This is a genomic window from Paenibacillus rhizophilus (assembly GCF_003854965.1).
In the GTDB taxonomy this organism is placed as follows: domain Bacteria; phylum Bacillota; class Bacilli; order Paenibacillales; family Paenibacillaceae; genus Paenibacillus_AQ; species Paenibacillus_AQ rhizophilus.
This window is the reverse complement of sequence record NZ_RQPI01000010.1, coordinates 25,241-42,382: the sequence shown is the minus strand read 5'-3', so window position 1 is coordinate 42,382 and position 17,142 is coordinate 25,241. Positions and strand designations below refer to the sequence as shown.

Below are 17,142 nucleotides of genomic sequence, written 5' to 3'. Positions count from 1 at the left end.
TTTGTCGGCGGATTTAACCAAATTAGGCGTTTTGTCCGTGGCAGTTCTTGAATTTCTTGCCGCTGCCGCAAGGACAAAGATCATTACGTCCCACCGTTTGGCCGACCGCTACCGGACGCTTCTCGGCAGGCTCGCCGTTTGTAGAGATTTTATTCTCTTCCACAACGGATTGACGCTCCTGGTTCGTCTCAATATGAGCCTTCATGATGTAGGTCGCCACTTCTTCCTGAATGGTCGCCGTCATCGCATTGAACATCTCAAAGCCTTCGAACTGATATTCGCGCAGCGGATCGGTACCGCCATAAGCACGCAGATGAATGCCTTGGCGAAGCTGATCCATCGCATCAATGTGGTCCATCCATTTGCTGTCGACAGCGCGCAGCACAATAACCTTCTCGAATTCGCGCACCAGCTCGGAGCCGAGCCGTTCTTCACGGGCTGCATATTTCTCCAGCACCTTCTCGAAGATGGACTCCACGATCTCCTCGGCTTCCTTGCCCCACAAATCGTCGCGGGTGAGGGAGCCTTCGTCAAGGAGCTTGCTGTTTACATAATCAGCGACTTCCTGCAGCTCCCAGTTCTCGGGAATGTCGTCGCTGCAGTGCGCTTCTACGACCCGTTCGATGACCGGACGGATCATTTCAATAACGATATCCTTGATATTTTCCGATTCCAGAATTTCGCGGCGCTGCTTGTAAATAATTTCGCGCTGCTGGTTCATGACATCGTCATATTGGAGAACCACCTTGCGGATGTCGAAGTTATTGCCTTCCACCCGTTTCTGGGCCGATTCTACCGCACGTGTAATCATCCGGCTCTCGATCGGCTGGTCTTCTTCAAACCCAAGGCGCTCCATCATGTTCAGCACATTGTCCGCGCCGAAACGCTTCATCAGTTCGTCGCCCAGCGACAGGTAGAACTGCGTCGAGCCCGGATCGCCTTGGCGGCCCGCACGACCGCGGAGCTGGTTGTCGATCCGCCGGGATTCATGGCGCTCGGTACCGATGATATGCAGTCCCCCGACTTCCGATACACCTTCGCCGAGAATGATGTCGGTGCCGCGGCCCGCCATATTGGTTGCAATCGTTACCGTGCCGGGTTGTCCCGCATGCGAGATGATTTCCGCTTCCGCCGCATGATGCTTGGCGTTAAGCACCTGATGCTTGACGCCCTTGCGCTTCAGCATTTCCGAGACAAGCTCGGAGTTCTCAATCGACACCGTACCGACCAGCACCGGCTGGTTCTTCTTATGGCGTTCCACAATCTCCTCGACAACGGCGTTAAACTTGCCGTTCTCGCTCTTGTAGACCACATCAGGCATATCTTCGCGCTGGTTCTGCTTGTTCGTCGGCACCTGAAGAACTTCCAGTCCGTAAATTTTCTTGAATTCCTCTTCTTCCGTCTTTGCCGTACCGGTCATACCGGCCAGCTTGCGGTACATACGGAAGTAGTTCTGGAACGTAATGGTGGCTAGTGTCATGCTCTCGTTCTGTACCTGAATTTCTTCCTTCGCTTCAATCGCCTGATGCAGGCCGTCGCTGTAACGGCGTCCCGCCATCAGACGTCCCGTAAATTCATCGACGATGACAACTTCATCCTCCGTCACCACATAATCGACGTCACGGCGCATAATGACGTTTGCCTTCAGGGCTTGAACAATATGGTGGTTGAGCGTGACGTGGCTGTGGTCGTACAGGTTCTCGATGCCGAAAGCTTTCTCGGCAATCGCCACGCCTTTTTCGGTCAGCGCGACGGACTTCACCTTGATATCCACAGTGTAATGCTCTTCAGGCTGCAATCTTTTCACGAAACGGTCAGCTGCATAGTACAGCTCCGTCGACTTCTCGGCTTGTCCGGAAATAATTAGCGGCGTCCGAGCTTCATCGATCAGAATGGAGTCCACTTCGTCAATGATGCAGAAAAAGAGCGGACGCTGCACCATTTGCTCTTTGTAGAGCACCATGTTGTCGCGCAAATAGTCAAAACCGAATTCGTTATTCGTGCCATACGTAATATCGCAGGCATAAGCATTCTGTTTATCGGCATGGTCCATGCCGCTCAGGTTAACCCCGACCGTCATGCCCAAAAAATTATAAATTTGTGCCATTTGGGCGCTATCGCGCTGGGCCAGATAATCATTGACCGTAACGACATGCACGCCTTTTTCAAGCAGAGCGTTCAAGTAAACCGGCAGTGTTCCGACCAGCGTCTTGCCTTCACCGGTCTTCATTTCGGCGATTCTGCCTTCATGCAGCGCCATTCCTCCGATGAGCTGCACATCAAAGTGCCGCATGCCCAGCGTACGCTTTGAAGCCTCGCGTACGGTTGCGAAAGCCTCCGGAAGAATTTCATCCGCCGTCTCACCTTTTTCAATCCGGGCACGGAACTCCTCGGTCTTGGCTCTCAAGGCTTCATCGGACAACGCCTCAAATTCAGGCTCCAGCCCGTTAATGATTTCGACCGTCTTCAACAGACGTTTGACATCGCGTTCATTCGTGTCGCCGAATATTTTTTTAACAAGTCCTAGCATGGTTAACCCCTTTCATGCAACACAGATGGTGGAATCTCAGCCCATCCTCACAAAATTGAAAGGGCCACTTAACCTATTCGATTCCGCTGCTTCATAAATTGTAACAGTTTGTAAGAGTTGCCGCAATACAAGCAGAAGTTACCTGCTCTGCGGACCTTCATATATACGCACAAGAGCCCTATCCGCTTCATGCGAATAAGGGCTCGGGTAATTATTTTCATCTGGATGACATTTCAGCTTATCCAAGGATGACCTTGCAATGGGACACCCTCATTTACCGATCACATCTGGTCAATCCTGTTCAATCAATCCATATTTGCCGTCATTTCGTTTGTACACGACACTTACCTCGGAAGTGTCAATGTTGGAAAATACAAAGAAATTATGTCCCACCATATTCATTTGCAGGATCGCTTCCTCCACGTCCATCGGCTTCAATGTGAAGCGTTTGTTTCGCACAACCTCCAATTCTTCATCCTGTTCTTCCAAGGCGACGGAACCATTCGATCCGCCTTCCACGAAAAGCGTCTTCAGGCTTCCTTCCTGACGGAACTTCCGGTTGAGTTTGGTTTTGTGCTTGCGGATTTGGCGCTCAAGCTTGTCCACTACCCCGTCGATCGAAGCATACATATCATCGCTGCGGACTTCCGCGCGAAGCGTGACACCGGCCAGCGGGATTGTCACTTCCACCGTATGAAGACCCCGTATAACGCTGAGCGTCACGAAACCTTCTTGAGTAGGGGGCGCATCGAAATACTTCTCAAGTCTGCTGAGCTTCTTATCAACATACTCTCTCAAAGCGTCGGTCACTTCAATTTGTTGACCTCGAATGCTGAATTGCATGGGCACTCCTCCTTTGCACCTTTATTATACCAAAACGTAAGCTGCATGTAAAAAGTTTAAATTTAAACTAATGCGCTTTCAAGTGCAAAAAAAGACCTGAAGCACCAAGGCTTCAGGTCCGCGGGTAACTTGCTCCGATATAAGTTGTTGAGCTTTCTATCCTGCTGTTTGTTATTTCGTCTGCACGGTGACGACTTCAACCGGTGAGTATCCGCCGGTGTCGTCCCCTGCTACAAGGTATACCTTGTATTCCTTGCCGCTGGCAAGGCCGGTGATCGTAATTGAAGTTTGGGTTCCGGGTATAATGACCGGTAGGCCTCCACTCCATCCGCTGCCGACGGCAACTCCTGAGGCGTTTTGCCCGTTCCATACCTGCGCGGCGGTAGGAGCTGCGGCTCCCGTCGCAATCGACGGGTCGGATGGAATCACGACATAGCGGATTTGTCCGGCCAGATCACCCGCAGAGCCGTAAGTTACATATACCACCGATGTAACAGTAGTCGATGTTCCTGACGCGGCGTAAGTGATTCCCGTTACCGTGCTTGCCGTTGTCTTGAAGTCCACTCTCGCTACGCTCACCGACCGGTTGCCGTAATTATCAACCAGGATAATAAATGCGGAATAATTCGTACCGGCCGTCAGTCCATATACGGAGAAGGAAACAGTACTGGATGCAGTCGTGGACTTCAGTCCTTTATTCACCACCGATACGCCGCTTCCAGCCGAACCGTTAAGAACCTCGTTAACGGTTGGCAGCGCTGCCGAGCCGGCTGCGACCACATAGTATACCGAACCGGTAACGTTGGACGTGAAATAGACGTCTGCCGTTACCGAGCCCACATGGCCGTAAGTCGCTCCGCTTACTGTCGGATTTACGACCGTGCCGCCTCCTCCGCCGCCCCCACCAGTGGACGGTGTCGGAGCAGGGGTAGCCGACGGCGTCGGCGTCGCTGGTGTCGTACTCGCGCCGCCGGTATAATGGGCGGACGAGTTGCCAACGATGATCACCGCTTCCGCGCGGGTCAGCGGTTTCTTCGGTCCGAACGTACCGTTCGGATAACCTGTAATAATCTTCAGGTTGGCCACAGCCGCAACCGAGCCACGGGCCCATGCCGAGATTTGCGCAGCATCCTTGAATGTCGTTGACGTTGCATCGGTGCTAAGGTGCAGTACCTTCGCCGCAATGACCGCCGCTTCCTGGCGTGTAATCGGACTGTTGGGGTGGAAGGTGTTGTTTGAATAGCCGTTGATATATCCGGCTTTAACCGCCTTCGCTACCTCGCTGTAAGCCCAGTTCGTGGTCTTGACGTCCGTAAAAGTAACCGTTGCCGTGTCCTTAAAGCTGAACAGTCGATTGACCACAGCTACAAATTCCGCCCGTGTAATCGCTTTGTTCGGCTTAAAGGTACCGTCCGGATACCCCGTCAAATATCCTTTGTCCAGCCAGTCCTGCACTTTGCTCTGCGCCCAGTGCCCTTGAATGTCCTTAGGCGTGGATGCGGCGGATGCGGCTCCAAGCGAGCCGAACACCATTCCGATTCCGAGGACCCCGGTCAGAAGACCGCGCCAAAACTTTTTCATACTGTTATTCACTCTCCTATCTTTGTAGTGGGAATAGTCATTAAATAAAGACAGAATAAGCTCAACAATTACCCGCTCTCTCTATTCCAGGGCATTTTACCAAATTCCTGCTTGAAATTTACAAAAGATGTATTCTTCTCAAAAAAAATAAAAAAAGACCCCAGGATTCCCCAGGGTCTCTCGCTAGCGTCGTCTCAATTTGCTAACCATCTACCGTATATGTAGGTCGGCTATGCCGGATGATTATAATTTGATTACGTTAGCTGCTTGTGGTCCGCGCGCGCCTTCCACGATGTCAAACTCAACCGACTGTCCTTCTTCCAATGTTTTGAAACCTTCGGTTTGGATCGCGGAGAAGTGAACGAATACGTCGCCGCCTTCTGCAGTCTCGATGAAACCGTAACCTTTTTCTGCGTTAAACCATTTAACTTTTCCTTCCATTGCTTGAACATTCCCTTCATCATCAAATGAACGTGAGTCTTGCTCACAATTCTGACTATACCACCGCGAGTTCTCTGTTGTCAATTGGAAAAGAAAATGATTACCTTCAATTATTTCCCATGCCAATATTTATAGAAAAACAATGCGCGACAATAAATCAAAAGAGGAACAGATGAGTAGTATTACCCAAGTGTCCCTCCGATTGAAACATGTATACGAAATTATTTTTTTCGGTCCATTAAAATGCTGTCCGGGGTGTAGCCGGCCTCGTAGGCGCTGCGTTGGGCTTTGGCCATATTGCGCTTGTGCAGTCCGTCCTGGGCTTCCAGGCGGTGCGCATTCATACGGGCGAGGATCGCGCCATCGTGTTCCAGAATGCTGCGGATGGCGAGTTTTTGGGACTCAGTCAAAGACTGATGATTTTCGACAATCTGCTTGCCGATATTATCGACAAGATTCTGCCGTTTCTCGACAAAAGCTGTAAGTTCTTCGTAAGGGGCTTCCGGCAGACGAGTTAGCATACTATCAGTAAGTCGGCCCAGCTCGGAAATTAAACTATCCATTCTGAATTTCCTGGCCCGCCGTCATCTTGGCTGCTTGGGCGAAGGCCTGGCGCAGTTCGGACAGGTAGCCGAGAGCCTCTTCTACCGGCTCCTTAGCCTTCTTGATGTTGGCCTGAATCAATAGATGGTTGGTATATTCATACAGAGCGTAAAGCCCATTCGAAACTTCATAAGATCGATCTAGCGTTATAATCAATTCGTTGACAATGGACTGGACTTTTCCCAGGTTGGTGTTGACTTTCTCATAATCGGCGGCGTCCATGCCCTCCATCGCACTCTTACCGAACCGGATCGCTCCGTCAAACAACATAAGCAACAGTTGCGATGGGCTCGAGGTCTGCACGGCCGACTGCCGGTATTTATCGTAAGGAGATGTGATCATAGCGTTCACCTTTCTTTTGCGTCTGGCTTATGAATTTAAGTAGCTTGTTAGGCTGGAAGATTGACTGTTATACTTGCTGATTGCCGTTTCCATGGCAGTGAATCTTTTGTAAAGATTATCTTCGTAATCATTCAATTGATTTTGAAGATTTAAAATACGGGTAGTATAATCGGAAAGCTCTTTTCCCATAACACTGTCCGATTTGAACGCGGCTGTCAAGTCGGATGAATATTTGGAAGTACCGGCTTTTGTCGATAATTTCTCAATGGCGTTAGTCATCCCGGTAGATAAGCTGTCGAACAGCCCGGTAGTCGAACTGCCAGAACTCCCCTGAAAAATTGTCGTAACCTGCTGGGGATTATCCGAGAGAGCTTGTTTCAGCTTGTCTTCATCAATGTAAAGCTTGCCGTTCTCGTAGTATTTCCCCGTCGTAATTCCTATCGCGCTTAGCTGCCCCAACTTGTCCGTCAAAGCGGAACGCATGGAAGTAAGGGTCGATTTCAGAATGTCGTCGTTTTTCAGCAGCCCGCTTTTGGCTTTGGTCTCCCAAGCCTCAATCTGTGTATCCGTCATTTCCTTCTTCTGGTCATCGGATAAAGGAGTATAGTCAGTATATCTTTCTTCACTAACTTTCGTATTTAATGCGCTCAGCAAATTATTATAATCGGATACAAAGCTTTTAATGGACTCTAGTGCCTTTGCTGGATCTGTCGTGGTGGTTACCTTGGCGGATGTCGTGGTTTGAGACAATAATGTAAGCTGCACTCCGTTAAGTTTGAAGCTGTTGGTGGCAAAGGTCAGATCGGTCGAGCCACTGGAACCGAGGACCTTGATTTTCGCTGGCTCATAAGTCGAGATTGGATCTGTAACGCCACCAAACAGATTCTGAAAAGTGTCGCCGGCACCCAGTGTAAGGGTACCGGAGGAACTATAAGTTTTGGACGCGATAGTTAGCTTTCCGGTTACCTCGTCGAATTTCGCTGTTACATTGGCGTCGGTGGTATTGTTGATCTTTGAAATGGCCTCCGATATACTTAAATCTTTAGAAAGTTCGATTGGCACACCATTATTAACCGTTATTGTATAGGTATTCGAAGCCGTTACACCTGTGTTAATTGCCTGTAAATCGGCCAAGGTGGAATTTGAGGTAATTCTCGTTCCGTCAGCCTTCACCATTGAGGCTCCTGCTGTCTCCGCCGTTGCAGACTTAGCGAGTTGAACGACTTGTATGTCCATAGAAACCCCGTTGGCATCCGCCGTCGCTTCCGCTTTAAGAGCCGTTGTATCACCGGTGACTACCGCCGTTTGAGTATTCATAGCACTTGATTTATCGTAAGCAGTGAGTTTATTTGTTTTAAAATCAACAAGCTTGCTATTTATCTCCCGGTAGTTGTCTCTTTGCCACTCCATGACCTGTTTCCGCTGGGTCAGTTTATCCAATGGCATTCTTTTGGCTGTCATCATCTGCTTAACAATGCTATCAGTATCAATCCCGGAAACTATACCGCTCACTCGAAGAGTCGTCATGACTATTCCCCCTATCCTCTAAACTCTTTCATCTACAATTATTCCTGCGATCTCCATCATATTGGCAACGATATCCAGTGTTTTCTCCGGAGGAATCTCTCTGATCAGTTCGCCGGTGTCTTTATTAAGGACTTTAACCATAATCGCTTTTGTTTCTTTGTGTATACTAACTTCAAATGTTGTCTCAGGTCCTTCCAAAGCTTTTAGGAGCTTTTCTAGCGCCTTCACAGTTTGCTCTTCCCCCGGTGATACGGTAACACCCTGACTCTCCAGTTTCTTCAGTTGGCCGGTCGTATGAACACTTTCAATACTTAAGGTGTCCGCTTCCGATGACTTGAAACTCGGCTTAATCCGGTAATCTGGAATTGAATTTTTGTAACCTCCTGTATTCGATAAGCGGACATCCATAATCGGCACCCTCCGTGGAAATATTTATACTATATTTATCGGATATTACCGTAAGGAATTAATATAGTTTCCAAATAATCTTTTCAGTTTCAAGAAGTTATCCAAGTTAAAAGAGCCATTATCCGGGGCCTCAAATTCACTGCACTCTCGCACCTCCCGACCTGTCATCGGCACTTTTATCGATGTGCTTCCACTTACTTTCTTCGTTATGAGCAGGCGTCCAGCTAAGCAAGGAATTGAATCCTTCTTTGACCGGACTTTCATCAGCCTAGTGAACGTGCTTACTAGGTACGCTGAAACTTTAAGTAGGGCTCCTCCAAAGAGAAGCCCCCAATGCTCAAATATCACACACTATGTATGTTCTAATATATGATATATGCTTTCGTCTCGTATCCGTTCGTTTCAAAAGAAAGAGACTCTAGAAGATCTAGAGTCTCTTTGCATTCCATTAAGATTAACGGAGTAATTGCAGAACGCCTTGTGGCTGTTGGTTCGCTTGAGCCAACATTGCTTGAGCTGCTTGTGCCAAGATGGAGTTCTTGGTTTGTTCGCTCATTTCCTTCGCCATATCCACGTCACGAACACGGGATTCTGCGGCGCTCAGGTTTTCAGAAGATGTGTTCAAGTTGTTGATGGTGTGTTCCAAACGGTTTTGATAAGCACCCATTTTCGAACGCTCATCAGACACTTGTTTGATTGCATCGTCAACAATTTGCAAACGCGCATTAAACGTTTGAGCAGCATTTGTTACGTCTACATCCGACACATGTGCAGCTGCACCTGTACCCAATGCAGTAGCTTGCATGTCGTTAAACTGCAGGCTAAGGGTTTGGTTTTGGTTGGCACCAATTTGAAGTGTAGCTGTGTTACCTGTGGTATCGATAGTTTTAGCAGTGATAGCAGCATTAGTGTAATCCACAGTTGCTGTTGATGTAAGTTTCACGCCTAGCTTATCAAAATTAAGCGTTCCACTATAAGTAGCGGCAGCAGCAACAGTGAGAGTTTGGCTCACGCCGCCTTGAGATAAGGAAATCGTTGTAGCAGTAGTTGCAATTGTATAAGTTGCACCTGTTTTCGCTCCTGCAGCATCGATACTTACACCAGCGGCTGCAAGGCCTACCTCAGCAGTACCAGTACCCGCTGCTTTCACTCCCAATGTACCAGTCAATAATTTTTGAGTGTTAAACTCAGTTCTATTTGCAGTTGCTGTAATTTCTGTGGACAATTGGGCTACTTCTTGCTGGATAGAACTTCTGTCAGCAGCAGTGTTTGTATCGTTGTTGGATTGGACAACAAGTTCCCGCATACGTTGCAGCATAGAATGAGTTTCATTCAACGCGCCTTCGGCAGTCTGAATCAAGGAAATACCATCTTGCGAGTTACGAGCCGCTTGGTCCAAGCCGCGAATTTGTCCGCGCATTTTCTCGGAAATCGAAAGACCCGCAGCATCATCACCGGCACGGTTGATGCGAAGACCCGAAGAAAGCTTCTCAATGTTCTTGCTTTGGTTAGCTGTGTTGGTATTCAATTGACGCTGCGTGTTAAGCGATGCAATATTGTGGTTGATAATCATTTGATATTTCCTCCCTGAAATAAGTTGATCCACATCCATGTGGTAACACTGCTGTTAAGGTCGGCCGCCCCTCCAATCAGTGCCTACTATATATATCGTCTGCTTGCAAGCAATCTTTATAGCATTTTTCTCTTTTTTCAAATTTATTTTGACCTCAGGTGGTCAATCAGGGCATTCAAGCTGCTTGCAGCCGGGGCTGCGGATTCCTTATTGCTTTCTTTTATGGACAAGTAGACCTCCTGCCGAAAAATATCCACATTCCTCGGAGCGGATATGCCGATCTTGACGTTGTCTCCCTCCACACTGAGAATCGTGACCTCGATATTGTCCTGAATGACAATGGATTCTCCCTTTTTGCGCGCAAGAACTAGCATGATGGCTCACCCTCCTTGGTTTGGCCTTCCGTCCACAAAAGCTGCTTGGCCAAGTAAGGAGAACGGTGAAGCACAATCTGCTTACCGAGCCGCTTCTCCGGATTAAGCACGACGGGGGCGAGCAGATTCAACGTAGATTCTTCCGGCGTGTCTCTGATTGTTACAATGGCACGCACCAGAACCGAATCCGATATTTCCAACTCCTCCGCTTCCATGTCAGGCAGCTCAAACTCATAATGAGGATAAAAAACAAAGGGATCGGTCAGCAGAAAAGAAAGATTCTCCGTCTTAAGCGATTGCAGATACGAAAACGGCCCTTCCTGCAGATCAATCATCGCAAATTCCGTCTCCTGCTCAAACCCGGGAATTCCTTTCGGAAAATGGTAGATCTGTTCATCATGTATATCAAGCGGACCTAAAGCGGTTGTTTCGATAATCATTTCGTTCAGCACTCCTCTTCGTTAATTGTCGTATTAAAAAAGCTATAGATGGCCGTTAACATTCCATCTATAGCTTATAGTCCTAGACCTGCGCGTCAAGCACCTGCGGCGTAAAGGTCAAAGATGGCTTTTGCCGCAAGTAAATCTCAACGCTGGACGGTGTGTAATGAAATTGCGGTTTATTTTGCTCCACCTGGATATGAACTTCGGCTCTGCGATACTCGATCTGCACTGGAACCGCCTTAATATCAATATCTACATTATCATAGGAGGCGGGACCGCGCACTTCCGGATAAGATACCGGCTGCCAGTCCTCTCCATAAACTTCACCGATCGAGTTCCCGGGCTTGTGGAAATTGGCCATGCGTTCGCCCTGTTCCATTCTCTTGGCGATTCCCTGCAGCCAAAGCTGTTCAACGCCCGAATAAATGCGCTGACTCATCTCGCGGTACGTTCCGCCCGTATATGCGGCGCGTGCCCGGGATTGGTCAATCGTCACCTCGGGTCCCGGCTGGTGAATATTCCATTCCCCCGGCGTTGTCGTGATCTGTATATCTGCCGGAGGCTGGCTGATTGTCAGATTTCCCGGCGTTGTCTCCATCCCGATGAGCGCCGGTGTCTGAGAGATTTGCACCATCACCTTCAAGGATGAGCACCTCCTGTCTATCTAATGAAGTCAACCAGAGAATTTTGAATAATCTTTGCCCCAACCGACAGAGAAGCATTATAGATATTTTCTTGAACTTTAGACTTCGTCAGCAGTTCGGCATAATCTCCGTCTTCCGTTTTGGATTGCATATCCGTTAAATTGACCTCCAAATCGGTCAGCCGATTCTTCATTAGTTCAATCCGGTTTGATTTGGCTCCTACATCTGCTTGAACGGTTAACATTTTATTGTATCGGCTATCAAGATTGCCCAATTGATTGGACACTTCCGAGGTATCGCCATTTGCCAGCGCAGCGGAGATTTTATCAATTACCGCAAAGATATTATCGCCTTCCTGTCCGCCGAACATTTCATTCCCCGTAATATTGATAGGAAGCTGTACGCTCTCCCCTACCGTGTAATTTAACTGACCGTCATCTGTTATAACCGAGGAGGCGCTAGAAGTATCCAATTTACCGTCGGCCCCAGTTGGAAATTGATAGGGCTGCTCTGTGTACTGCTGACCGTTAAAAATATATTTCCCCTTAAACTGGCTGTTCGCGATATCAATCAGCTGTTCCTTGAGCTGCTTCACTTCAGCATTAATGCTGTCGAGTGCCTCTTGGGGATTCGTTCCGTTCGCTCCCTGAACCGACAACTCCCGCAGCCGCTGAACAACATCTCCCGCCTGCGTCAGAACTGTATCATTAAATTCCAACCATGACGTCGCATCGTCCACATTCTCCTGATACTGCGAGTTCGCGGACAGCTCCGACCGGTAACGAAGGGAGTAGGTGATCCCGACGGGATCGTCAGACGGCTTATTGAGCTTTCGGCCGGTGGACAGTTGGAGCTGAGTGTCATTCATGGTGCGCGCGTTGCGGTTAAGATTTAGCAGGAGCTGTGAGTTCATCATATTGGAAGTTACTCTAAGCATCTCTAGTTCCTCCTCTCTTATCTGCCGACGGTGCCGGTGGAATTAATGAGTTTATCAAGCATTTCATCATAAGTCGTCATAAAACGCGCTGCGGCGCTGTAAGCATGCTGGAACACGAGCATATTAGACATTTCTTCGTCGAGTGATACACCGCTTACGGATTGGCGGCGGGCGTCGACCTGCTGTACCAAGTAGTTGGAGTTCTCCGTCTGACGGGTCGCCTCCTGCGACTGAACGCCAAGCTGTCCCACCATTGTCTTATAAAAAGTGCCTGGAGTGGCTTTGATTCCGGTCGGAGCGGCGAATATTCCTGTCTGCTGATTGGAAATCAGAAGCGCCAACGTATTGTTTCCCTTCACAACAGTCTCCGATGTTCCGGTACCGCTTGTGCGCAGCGAAGTCGCCAGCAGGTTGGTGTCAGTAGCAATTTCAGGATTAAAGGTGATATTGCCTGCCGTAATTGCACCTCCGTCGCCGGTGAACAGCGGCTTACCTGGATTTAGTGTGCCGTCCATTGTATAGCCCAGCTGGTGCAGCCCGTTAAGCCCGTTAACCGTCGTTTTAACGTCTGCGTTCAGGGTTGCTCCCTGCGGCATGGCGTCGCCGGCGGTCAGCGTAGCTGTTGTACCATCCGCCTTCGTAATCGAAGCATCATTGGTCAGAATAGTTCCCGCAGGCATAATGGAACCCTTGGGCAGCGTAACCTCGACCGCTCCGGTAGCAATCGTATTGGCCATGTTATTAAGCTGGGCTTTATAGTCAGCCACGTACCTCTTGCTGGAATCGATCATGCCGTAGACTTCCCCGGATTTCAAATCGCCGGTTGCCCCATCTCCGTATGCGCTAGTCAACGAATCCGAAGTGACGTTCGAAGCCGCGAAGCCCTGAACAAGCTGCTGGCCGCCTAGAGAAATATTGTAGCCGCTGTCGGTTGGCGTCACGCTGATATTGATGATTTTGGACAGCTTGTCTGTCATCAAATCGCGCTGGTCGCGAAGATCGTTGGCCTTGTCGCCCATGCTCTCTATCCGGAATATCGACTCGTTAAGGTTCGCAATCGAGGATAAATAGCCATTGATCTCGGTCGCTTTAACGCCCATATTGGTCGCCAGGTCGCTGTCCAGATTGTCCAGCTGTCTGCTCATATAGTTGAGCGCGTCCGCCATCGACTGGGAGGTCTGAACGACGATTTTACGCGCGGTGCTGTCTTCCGGATTTTTGCTGAGATCGGACCATGATTTCCAAAAGTTATCCAATACGGTGCTGATTCCCGTCTCCGAAGGCTCGTTAAAAATCGACTCCAGCTTGTCCAGCGTATCGGATTGAATGGTCCAGCTACCGAGCGAGGAGTTCTCCCCGCGGAACTGGTCGTCGAGAAAAGTCTCTCGGATACGTTCAATGGAGCCGAATTCCACGCCTGTGCCAAGCTGCCCCGGAGAAGTGGAGTTGCTGAAACCGTAAGCTTCAATCGGTCTGGAAGCGGCCATTTTGACAGTCTGGCGTGTATAGCCTTCGGTATTGGCGTTGGCGATGTTGTGTCCCGTTGTGTTGAGCGCCGCCGTCTGCGTGACAAGGCTTCGCCGGGCGGTTTCAATTGAGTGGAAGGTTGATGTCACTTCTTTTCCCCCTTATGCCTTCTGGTTAATCCAAAGCAAGCTTGCGGTGAATCTATACCTGTCTGTATGGTGAAAGTGCTAATCCATGCTAACCCCTAGCGTCAAAAAGACCCGGTCGGCTCGGAGAGCTGGCTCTGCCAGACGGAGGTTGATACGTAATTTCCTGATTTGGTCTTCCGACCAGCAAATCAAGGGAATAATCTATAAATGCAAGCGACTGCTCAATCAGTCTCTGGTTCAGTTCATTGGCCTTTTTCAAACGGTCCAAAGTGTCTGCCAGTTGGCCCTGGATATGCAGCAGCCGCGCTTTGTCTTCAGGATCAAATACAAGCCGGGAAAGTTCAGTCAAATTTAAATTTAATTGAGAACGGATGCCGACTCCCTGTAAAAAAGCGAATACGCTCTGTTCACGCTGCTCCTCAAGCTGAGCGCTAATCTTCGTCAGTTTGGACTCCCGGCTCAGGATATCGACCAGACTCTCGATGTTGTTGTCCATGATAGCCTGTTTCTTCGCAGCGGCCAGATCAAGCATCTGTAAATGGTTCTCGTCCAGCCGCTCCAGCAGTTCAATCAATGTTGTTAATGACATGGATGGATTCACCTAATTCTCGGAGGATTGCTTAAAAAAGGGGGCGAGTTTCTCAGCGAGTTGGGATGCGTCTACTTGATAAGTACCGGCGGAGACCTGTTGCTTCAAGCTTTGAATTCTTTGGGCGCGTTCCTTATCGACATTCCCGCTGTTCTGCGCTTCCAAAAGCTTCATGGCTTCCGTAGAAATGGTTACCTCGTCTTTGCGTGTGCTTTTTTTCATTTGTTCCTGCCTTTGCGATTCCGCATTCCGTTGGTAAGGGTTAATCGGATTAATTCGTCCGCTTTCGTTGATTTTCACAATTCACACCTTCTTTCGATTATAAAAAGGCCGATAATCTTTACTAAGTTTATCGGCCTTAATTGAAACATACTTTATAGCTGAAAGCGTATTTTTCCGGAAATTATTGGCCGCGCAGCTTGTCAACCGCCCTATAGGCTCCATTGGAACCCTTCCGGGAAGCTTCCGCAGCGGCGCTTTCTTTCGATGCATTCATTAAATCTTTGGTCAGTCTTCCGCGGCAGCTGTCGCACATATGCCCTTCCCGGATCAGCGTTCCGCATACCTCACAAGGGTACATTATATTCGGCGCGTTCGCGATGGAAATTCGCCCCTCACGAATAAAGCGGGTAATTTCTTTGATTGGGATCTCTGTGGCATCGGAGAGCTCTTGAATATTGGCGCCTCTATTCTCACGCAAGTATTTCACGCAAATCTCATACTGCTTCTCCAGTTCCTTGATGCAGGGCTGGCACAGCTCCATAACATTCTTGACGTAAATCCGGCCGCACCGTGGACAATTATCGATATTCATATTCGGCAGCCCCCTTTCCTTCCATATTATCCGTCATTAGACTGCTTGTGCTCCTAGATTACATGATTGCGCCGGTTTCGTCTATGGCTTCCCAATCTGGAGAAAGGATTACCTTTACGAGCGCGCCCAAGTCAGGCTGTAAATTTCGGCTTGGCAGCCGGCGGACGATACCATCTTCTGCAGCACATCTGCACAAGCACGGATGGTGCTTCCCGTCGTGTAGATATCGTCCACTATAACAATTTTTAACGGTTGCGAACTAACTGGAGATTGGTTGGTGTTCCCGGAAGCGGAGCGGTGAGAAAATAAAAGCCTTTCCGCAAATCCACCTGCCCATACCGGATTCGGAACAAAAGCGCGCTTCATATCGGCAAGCCGCTCCGCCCTGGTCTTAAAGCTCTGTTTGCCGGTATGATGTGCGCGGACCAGCAGTTCCATAACGGGGATGTCGCGGCGTGCCGATATGAACTGCGCCAGTCTTTCCGCCTGATTGAAGCCGCGCTCTGCGAGCCGGACGTCACTGACAGGTACAGGAACAAGCAAGTCCGCCTCCCATCGGCGAGCAATGCCGGATCGAGCCGCGCGAATGGGCAGTCGCGGGCGCTGAGAAGATACCGGCGGAAAGTGAAGCCATGACAGCAGGTCCTCCCATCCACCGCGCCGATATCCGAAATGCCGCTTGGATGCAGTTGCCGGATTTCCGGATTTGGCTGTGGGTGCCCTTTCCGCTTCACGCCCGGACTTCGCCTCAGCTTCCATTTCGGCTTTAAGCGTTCTGTAGGCTCTATCCAGCATGACTCCAAGGACTTCGACAAAGCGCTCGTCTCCCCTATATTTGTACTGTCCAAGCCATTCCCGCATCTCGCTGCTGTAGGCCACCGCACTCCTGTTGCATATCAGAGAGGAAGTATCGTTTCCGCGAGCGCAGTCCGGGCAGCCCACATGGCGGCCGCATTTTTGGCAGCGGGGGTGCAAAATCCACGGAACGGCTACGGCGCAATGTTCGCAGATGCCCGGCAACTGGGACGACAGCCTTCCTTCCCGGCCGCACGTCAAGCAATGATCCTGTACCGGAGCCAGGAGAGAATGAACGGCATGCAGCCAGCTTCCCCGCTTCATTGTACCGTCGCCTCCTTGTTCAGATAGCCCTTTTTGCGGGCGATCCGGTTCATTGTCCGAATCTGCGCACATGCGCCGCGCTGCGAGCGGTCCCACTGCCTGGAAGCAAACACGACTCTGCCCCTAGGGTCGTCCTTGGAGCGGCCGGCTCGTCCGGCCATCTGAACCAGTGAAGCCTCGTCAAAGAGCCGGTTGTCCGCATCCAGCACAAACACATCGCTGCGGGGAACGGTGACTCCCCTTTCCAGAATGGTCGTTGTTACAAGCAGGGAAATTTCCCGGCGGCGGAAAGCGGCCACCTTGTCGACTCTTCCGGGGTCCTGCGAAGAGGTTCCTTCGATGACAATGCCGGGAAGAGCGCGGCGCAAAAGCTGAAGCAGCCTATTAATCTGCGCAATCCGTGCCACAAACAGAAAAATCTGCGCCTTCCGTTCAAGCGACTGCTTCAGCGCTCTTACCAGCTTTACCGGCAGCCGTCCACGCTTCAGGCATTCGCCGACTGGGGGCATTTTTAAATGTTTCGGCACCGGAAGAGGAAAGCCATGGAAGCGGACAGGCACTCTCGCATGCGCCAGTCTTCCCCGGCGAACCTCACGCTGCATATCCTGCGGCGGCGTAGCAGACAAGTAAATAAACGCTCCTCCGGGCTTGCAGGCTCCTTCGGCGGCAAAGGCAAGCATGGGATCGTTATGGTAAGGAAATCCGTGCATACTAATTTACACACGATTATGATTTTTTTCTTCTATTGTAATTATAGT

The 17,142-nt window shown here is 49.8% G+C and carries 19 protein-coding genes; all 19 read right to left on the bottom strand.

Annotated features, from left to right (window positions below):
• Positions 1-22: 22 nt before the first annotated feature.
• The 19 genes from secA to EH198_RS16550 all read right to left on the bottom strand — a co-directional run bounded on the left by secA (position 23) and on the right by EH198_RS16550 (position 17,094).
• Positions 23-2,530, bottom strand: coding sequence for a preprotein translocase subunit SecA (gene secA, locus EH198_RS16640; RefSeq protein WP_124696649.1), 2,508 nt, complete (start codon positions 2,528-2,530; stop codon positions 23-25).
• Positions 2,531-2,821: 291 nt separating this feature from the next.
• Entirely contained in the window at positions 2,822-3,373 is a 552-nt protein-coding gene (hpf, locus tag EH198_RS16635) for a ribosome hibernation-promoting factor, HPF/YfiA family (RefSeq protein WP_124696648.1), read from the bottom strand.
• A gap of 171 nt (positions 3,374-3,544) precedes the next feature.
• The gene (locus EH198_RS16630; RefSeq protein WP_124696647.1) at positions 3,545-4,954 is read right to left on the bottom strand and encodes an S-layer homology domain-containing protein; all 1,410 of its coding nucleotides are present in this window, start codon (positions 4,952-4,954) and stop codon (positions 3,545-3,547) included.
• Between the two features lie 243 nt (positions 4,955-5,197).
• Positions 5,198-5,395 (bottom strand): cold shock domain-containing protein, encoded by a 198-nt coding sequence (locus tag EH198_RS16625; protein WP_025336789.1) that lies wholly within the window; start codon positions 5,393-5,395, stop codon positions 5,198-5,200.
• 221 nt (positions 5,396-5,616) lie between these two features.
• Positions 5,617-5,958 (bottom strand): flagellar protein FliT, encoded by a 342-nt coding sequence (locus EH198_RS16620; RefSeq protein ID WP_124696646.1) that lies wholly within the window; start codon positions 5,956-5,958, stop codon positions 5,617-5,619.
• Entirely contained in the window at positions 5,951-6,340 is a 390-nt protein-coding gene (fliS, locus tag EH198_RS16615; protein ID WP_124696645.1) for a flagellar export chaperone FliS, read from the bottom strand. The genes EH198_RS16620 and fliS overlap by 8 nt, the downstream gene beginning before the upstream one ends.
• 27 nt (positions 6,341-6,367) lie before the next feature.
• The gene (fliD, locus tag EH198_RS16610; RefSeq protein ID WP_124696644.1) at positions 6,368-7,867 is read right to left on the bottom strand and encodes a flagellar filament capping protein FliD; all 1,500 of its coding nucleotides are present in this window, start codon (positions 7,865-7,867) and stop codon (positions 6,368-6,370) included.
• A gap of 18 nt (positions 7,868-7,885) precedes the next feature.
• Positions 7,886-8,275 carry a flagellar protein FlaG gene (locus tag EH198_RS16605; RefSeq protein ID WP_124696643.1) on the bottom strand — a complete coding sequence of 130 codons (390 nt, stop codon included), beginning with the start codon at positions 8,273-8,275 and terminating at the stop codon, positions 7,886-7,888.
• 454 nt (positions 8,276-8,729) lie between these two features.
• Positions 8,730-9,848 carry a flagellin N-terminal helical domain-containing protein gene (locus EH198_RS16600; protein ID WP_124696642.1) on the bottom strand — a complete coding sequence of 373 codons (1,119 nt, stop codon included), beginning with the start codon at positions 9,846-9,848 and terminating at the stop codon, positions 8,730-8,732.
• A gap of 143 nt (positions 9,849-9,991) precedes the next feature.
• Positions 9,992-10,222, bottom strand: coding sequence for a carbon storage regulator CsrA (csrA, locus tag EH198_RS16595; RefSeq protein WP_124696641.1), 231 nt, complete (start codon positions 10,220-10,222; stop codon positions 9,992-9,994).
• The gene (locus EH198_RS16590; protein WP_124696640.1) at positions 10,216-10,662 is read right to left on the bottom strand and encodes a flagellar assembly protein FliW; all 447 of its coding nucleotides are present in this window, start codon (positions 10,660-10,662) and stop codon (positions 10,216-10,218) included. The genes csrA and EH198_RS16590 overlap by 7 nt, the downstream gene beginning before the upstream one ends.
• Positions 10,663-10,744: 82 nt before the next feature.
• Complete coding sequence (locus tag EH198_RS16585; protein WP_124696730.1) at positions 10,745-11,299, bottom strand: DUF6470 family protein; 555 nt, start codon at positions 11,297-11,299, stop codon at positions 10,745-10,747.
• Positions 11,300-11,325: 26 nt separating this feature from the next.
• Positions 11,326-12,246 carry a flagellar hook-associated protein FlgL gene (flgL, locus tag EH198_RS16580; RefSeq protein WP_124696639.1) on the bottom strand — a complete coding sequence of 307 codons (921 nt, stop codon included), beginning with the start codon at positions 12,244-12,246 and terminating at the stop codon, positions 11,326-11,328.
• 17 nt (positions 12,247-12,263) lie between these two features.
• The gene (flgK, locus tag EH198_RS16575; protein WP_124696638.1) at positions 12,264-13,862 is read right to left on the bottom strand and encodes a flagellar hook-associated protein FlgK; all 1,599 of its coding nucleotides are present in this window, start codon (positions 13,860-13,862) and stop codon (positions 12,264-12,266) included.
• Positions 13,863-13,950: 88 nt separating this feature from the next.
• Positions 13,951-14,451 (bottom strand): flagellar protein FlgN, encoded by a 501-nt coding sequence (locus tag EH198_RS16570; RefSeq protein WP_124696637.1) that lies wholly within the window; start codon positions 14,449-14,451, stop codon positions 13,951-13,953.
• Between the two features lie 12 nt (positions 14,452-14,463).
• Positions 14,464-14,751, bottom strand: a complete 288-nt coding sequence (gene flgM / locus EH198_RS16565) for a flagellar biosynthesis anti-sigma factor FlgM (RefSeq protein WP_124696636.1) — start codon at positions 14,749-14,751, stop codon at positions 14,464-14,466.
• A 103-nt stretch (positions 14,752-14,854) separates the two neighbouring features.
• Positions 14,855-15,265: a TIGR03826 family flagellar region protein gene (locus tag EH198_RS16560; RefSeq protein ID WP_124696635.1), complete on the bottom strand. Its 411-nt coding sequence runs from the start codon at positions 15,263-15,265 to the stop codon at positions 14,855-14,857.
• A gap of 114 nt (positions 15,266-15,379) precedes the next feature.
• Positions 15,380-16,384, bottom strand: coding sequence for a ComFC family protein (locus EH198_RS16555; RefSeq protein WP_124696634.1), 1,005 nt, complete (start codon positions 16,382-16,384; stop codon positions 15,380-15,382).
• Positions 16,381-17,094 carry a helicase-related protein gene (locus EH198_RS16550; protein WP_124696633.1) on the bottom strand — a complete coding sequence of 238 codons (714 nt, stop codon included), beginning with the start codon at positions 17,092-17,094 and terminating at the stop codon, positions 16,381-16,383. The genes EH198_RS16555 and EH198_RS16550 overlap by 4 nt, the downstream gene beginning before the upstream one ends.
• Positions 17,095-17,142 lie beyond the last annotated feature (48 nt).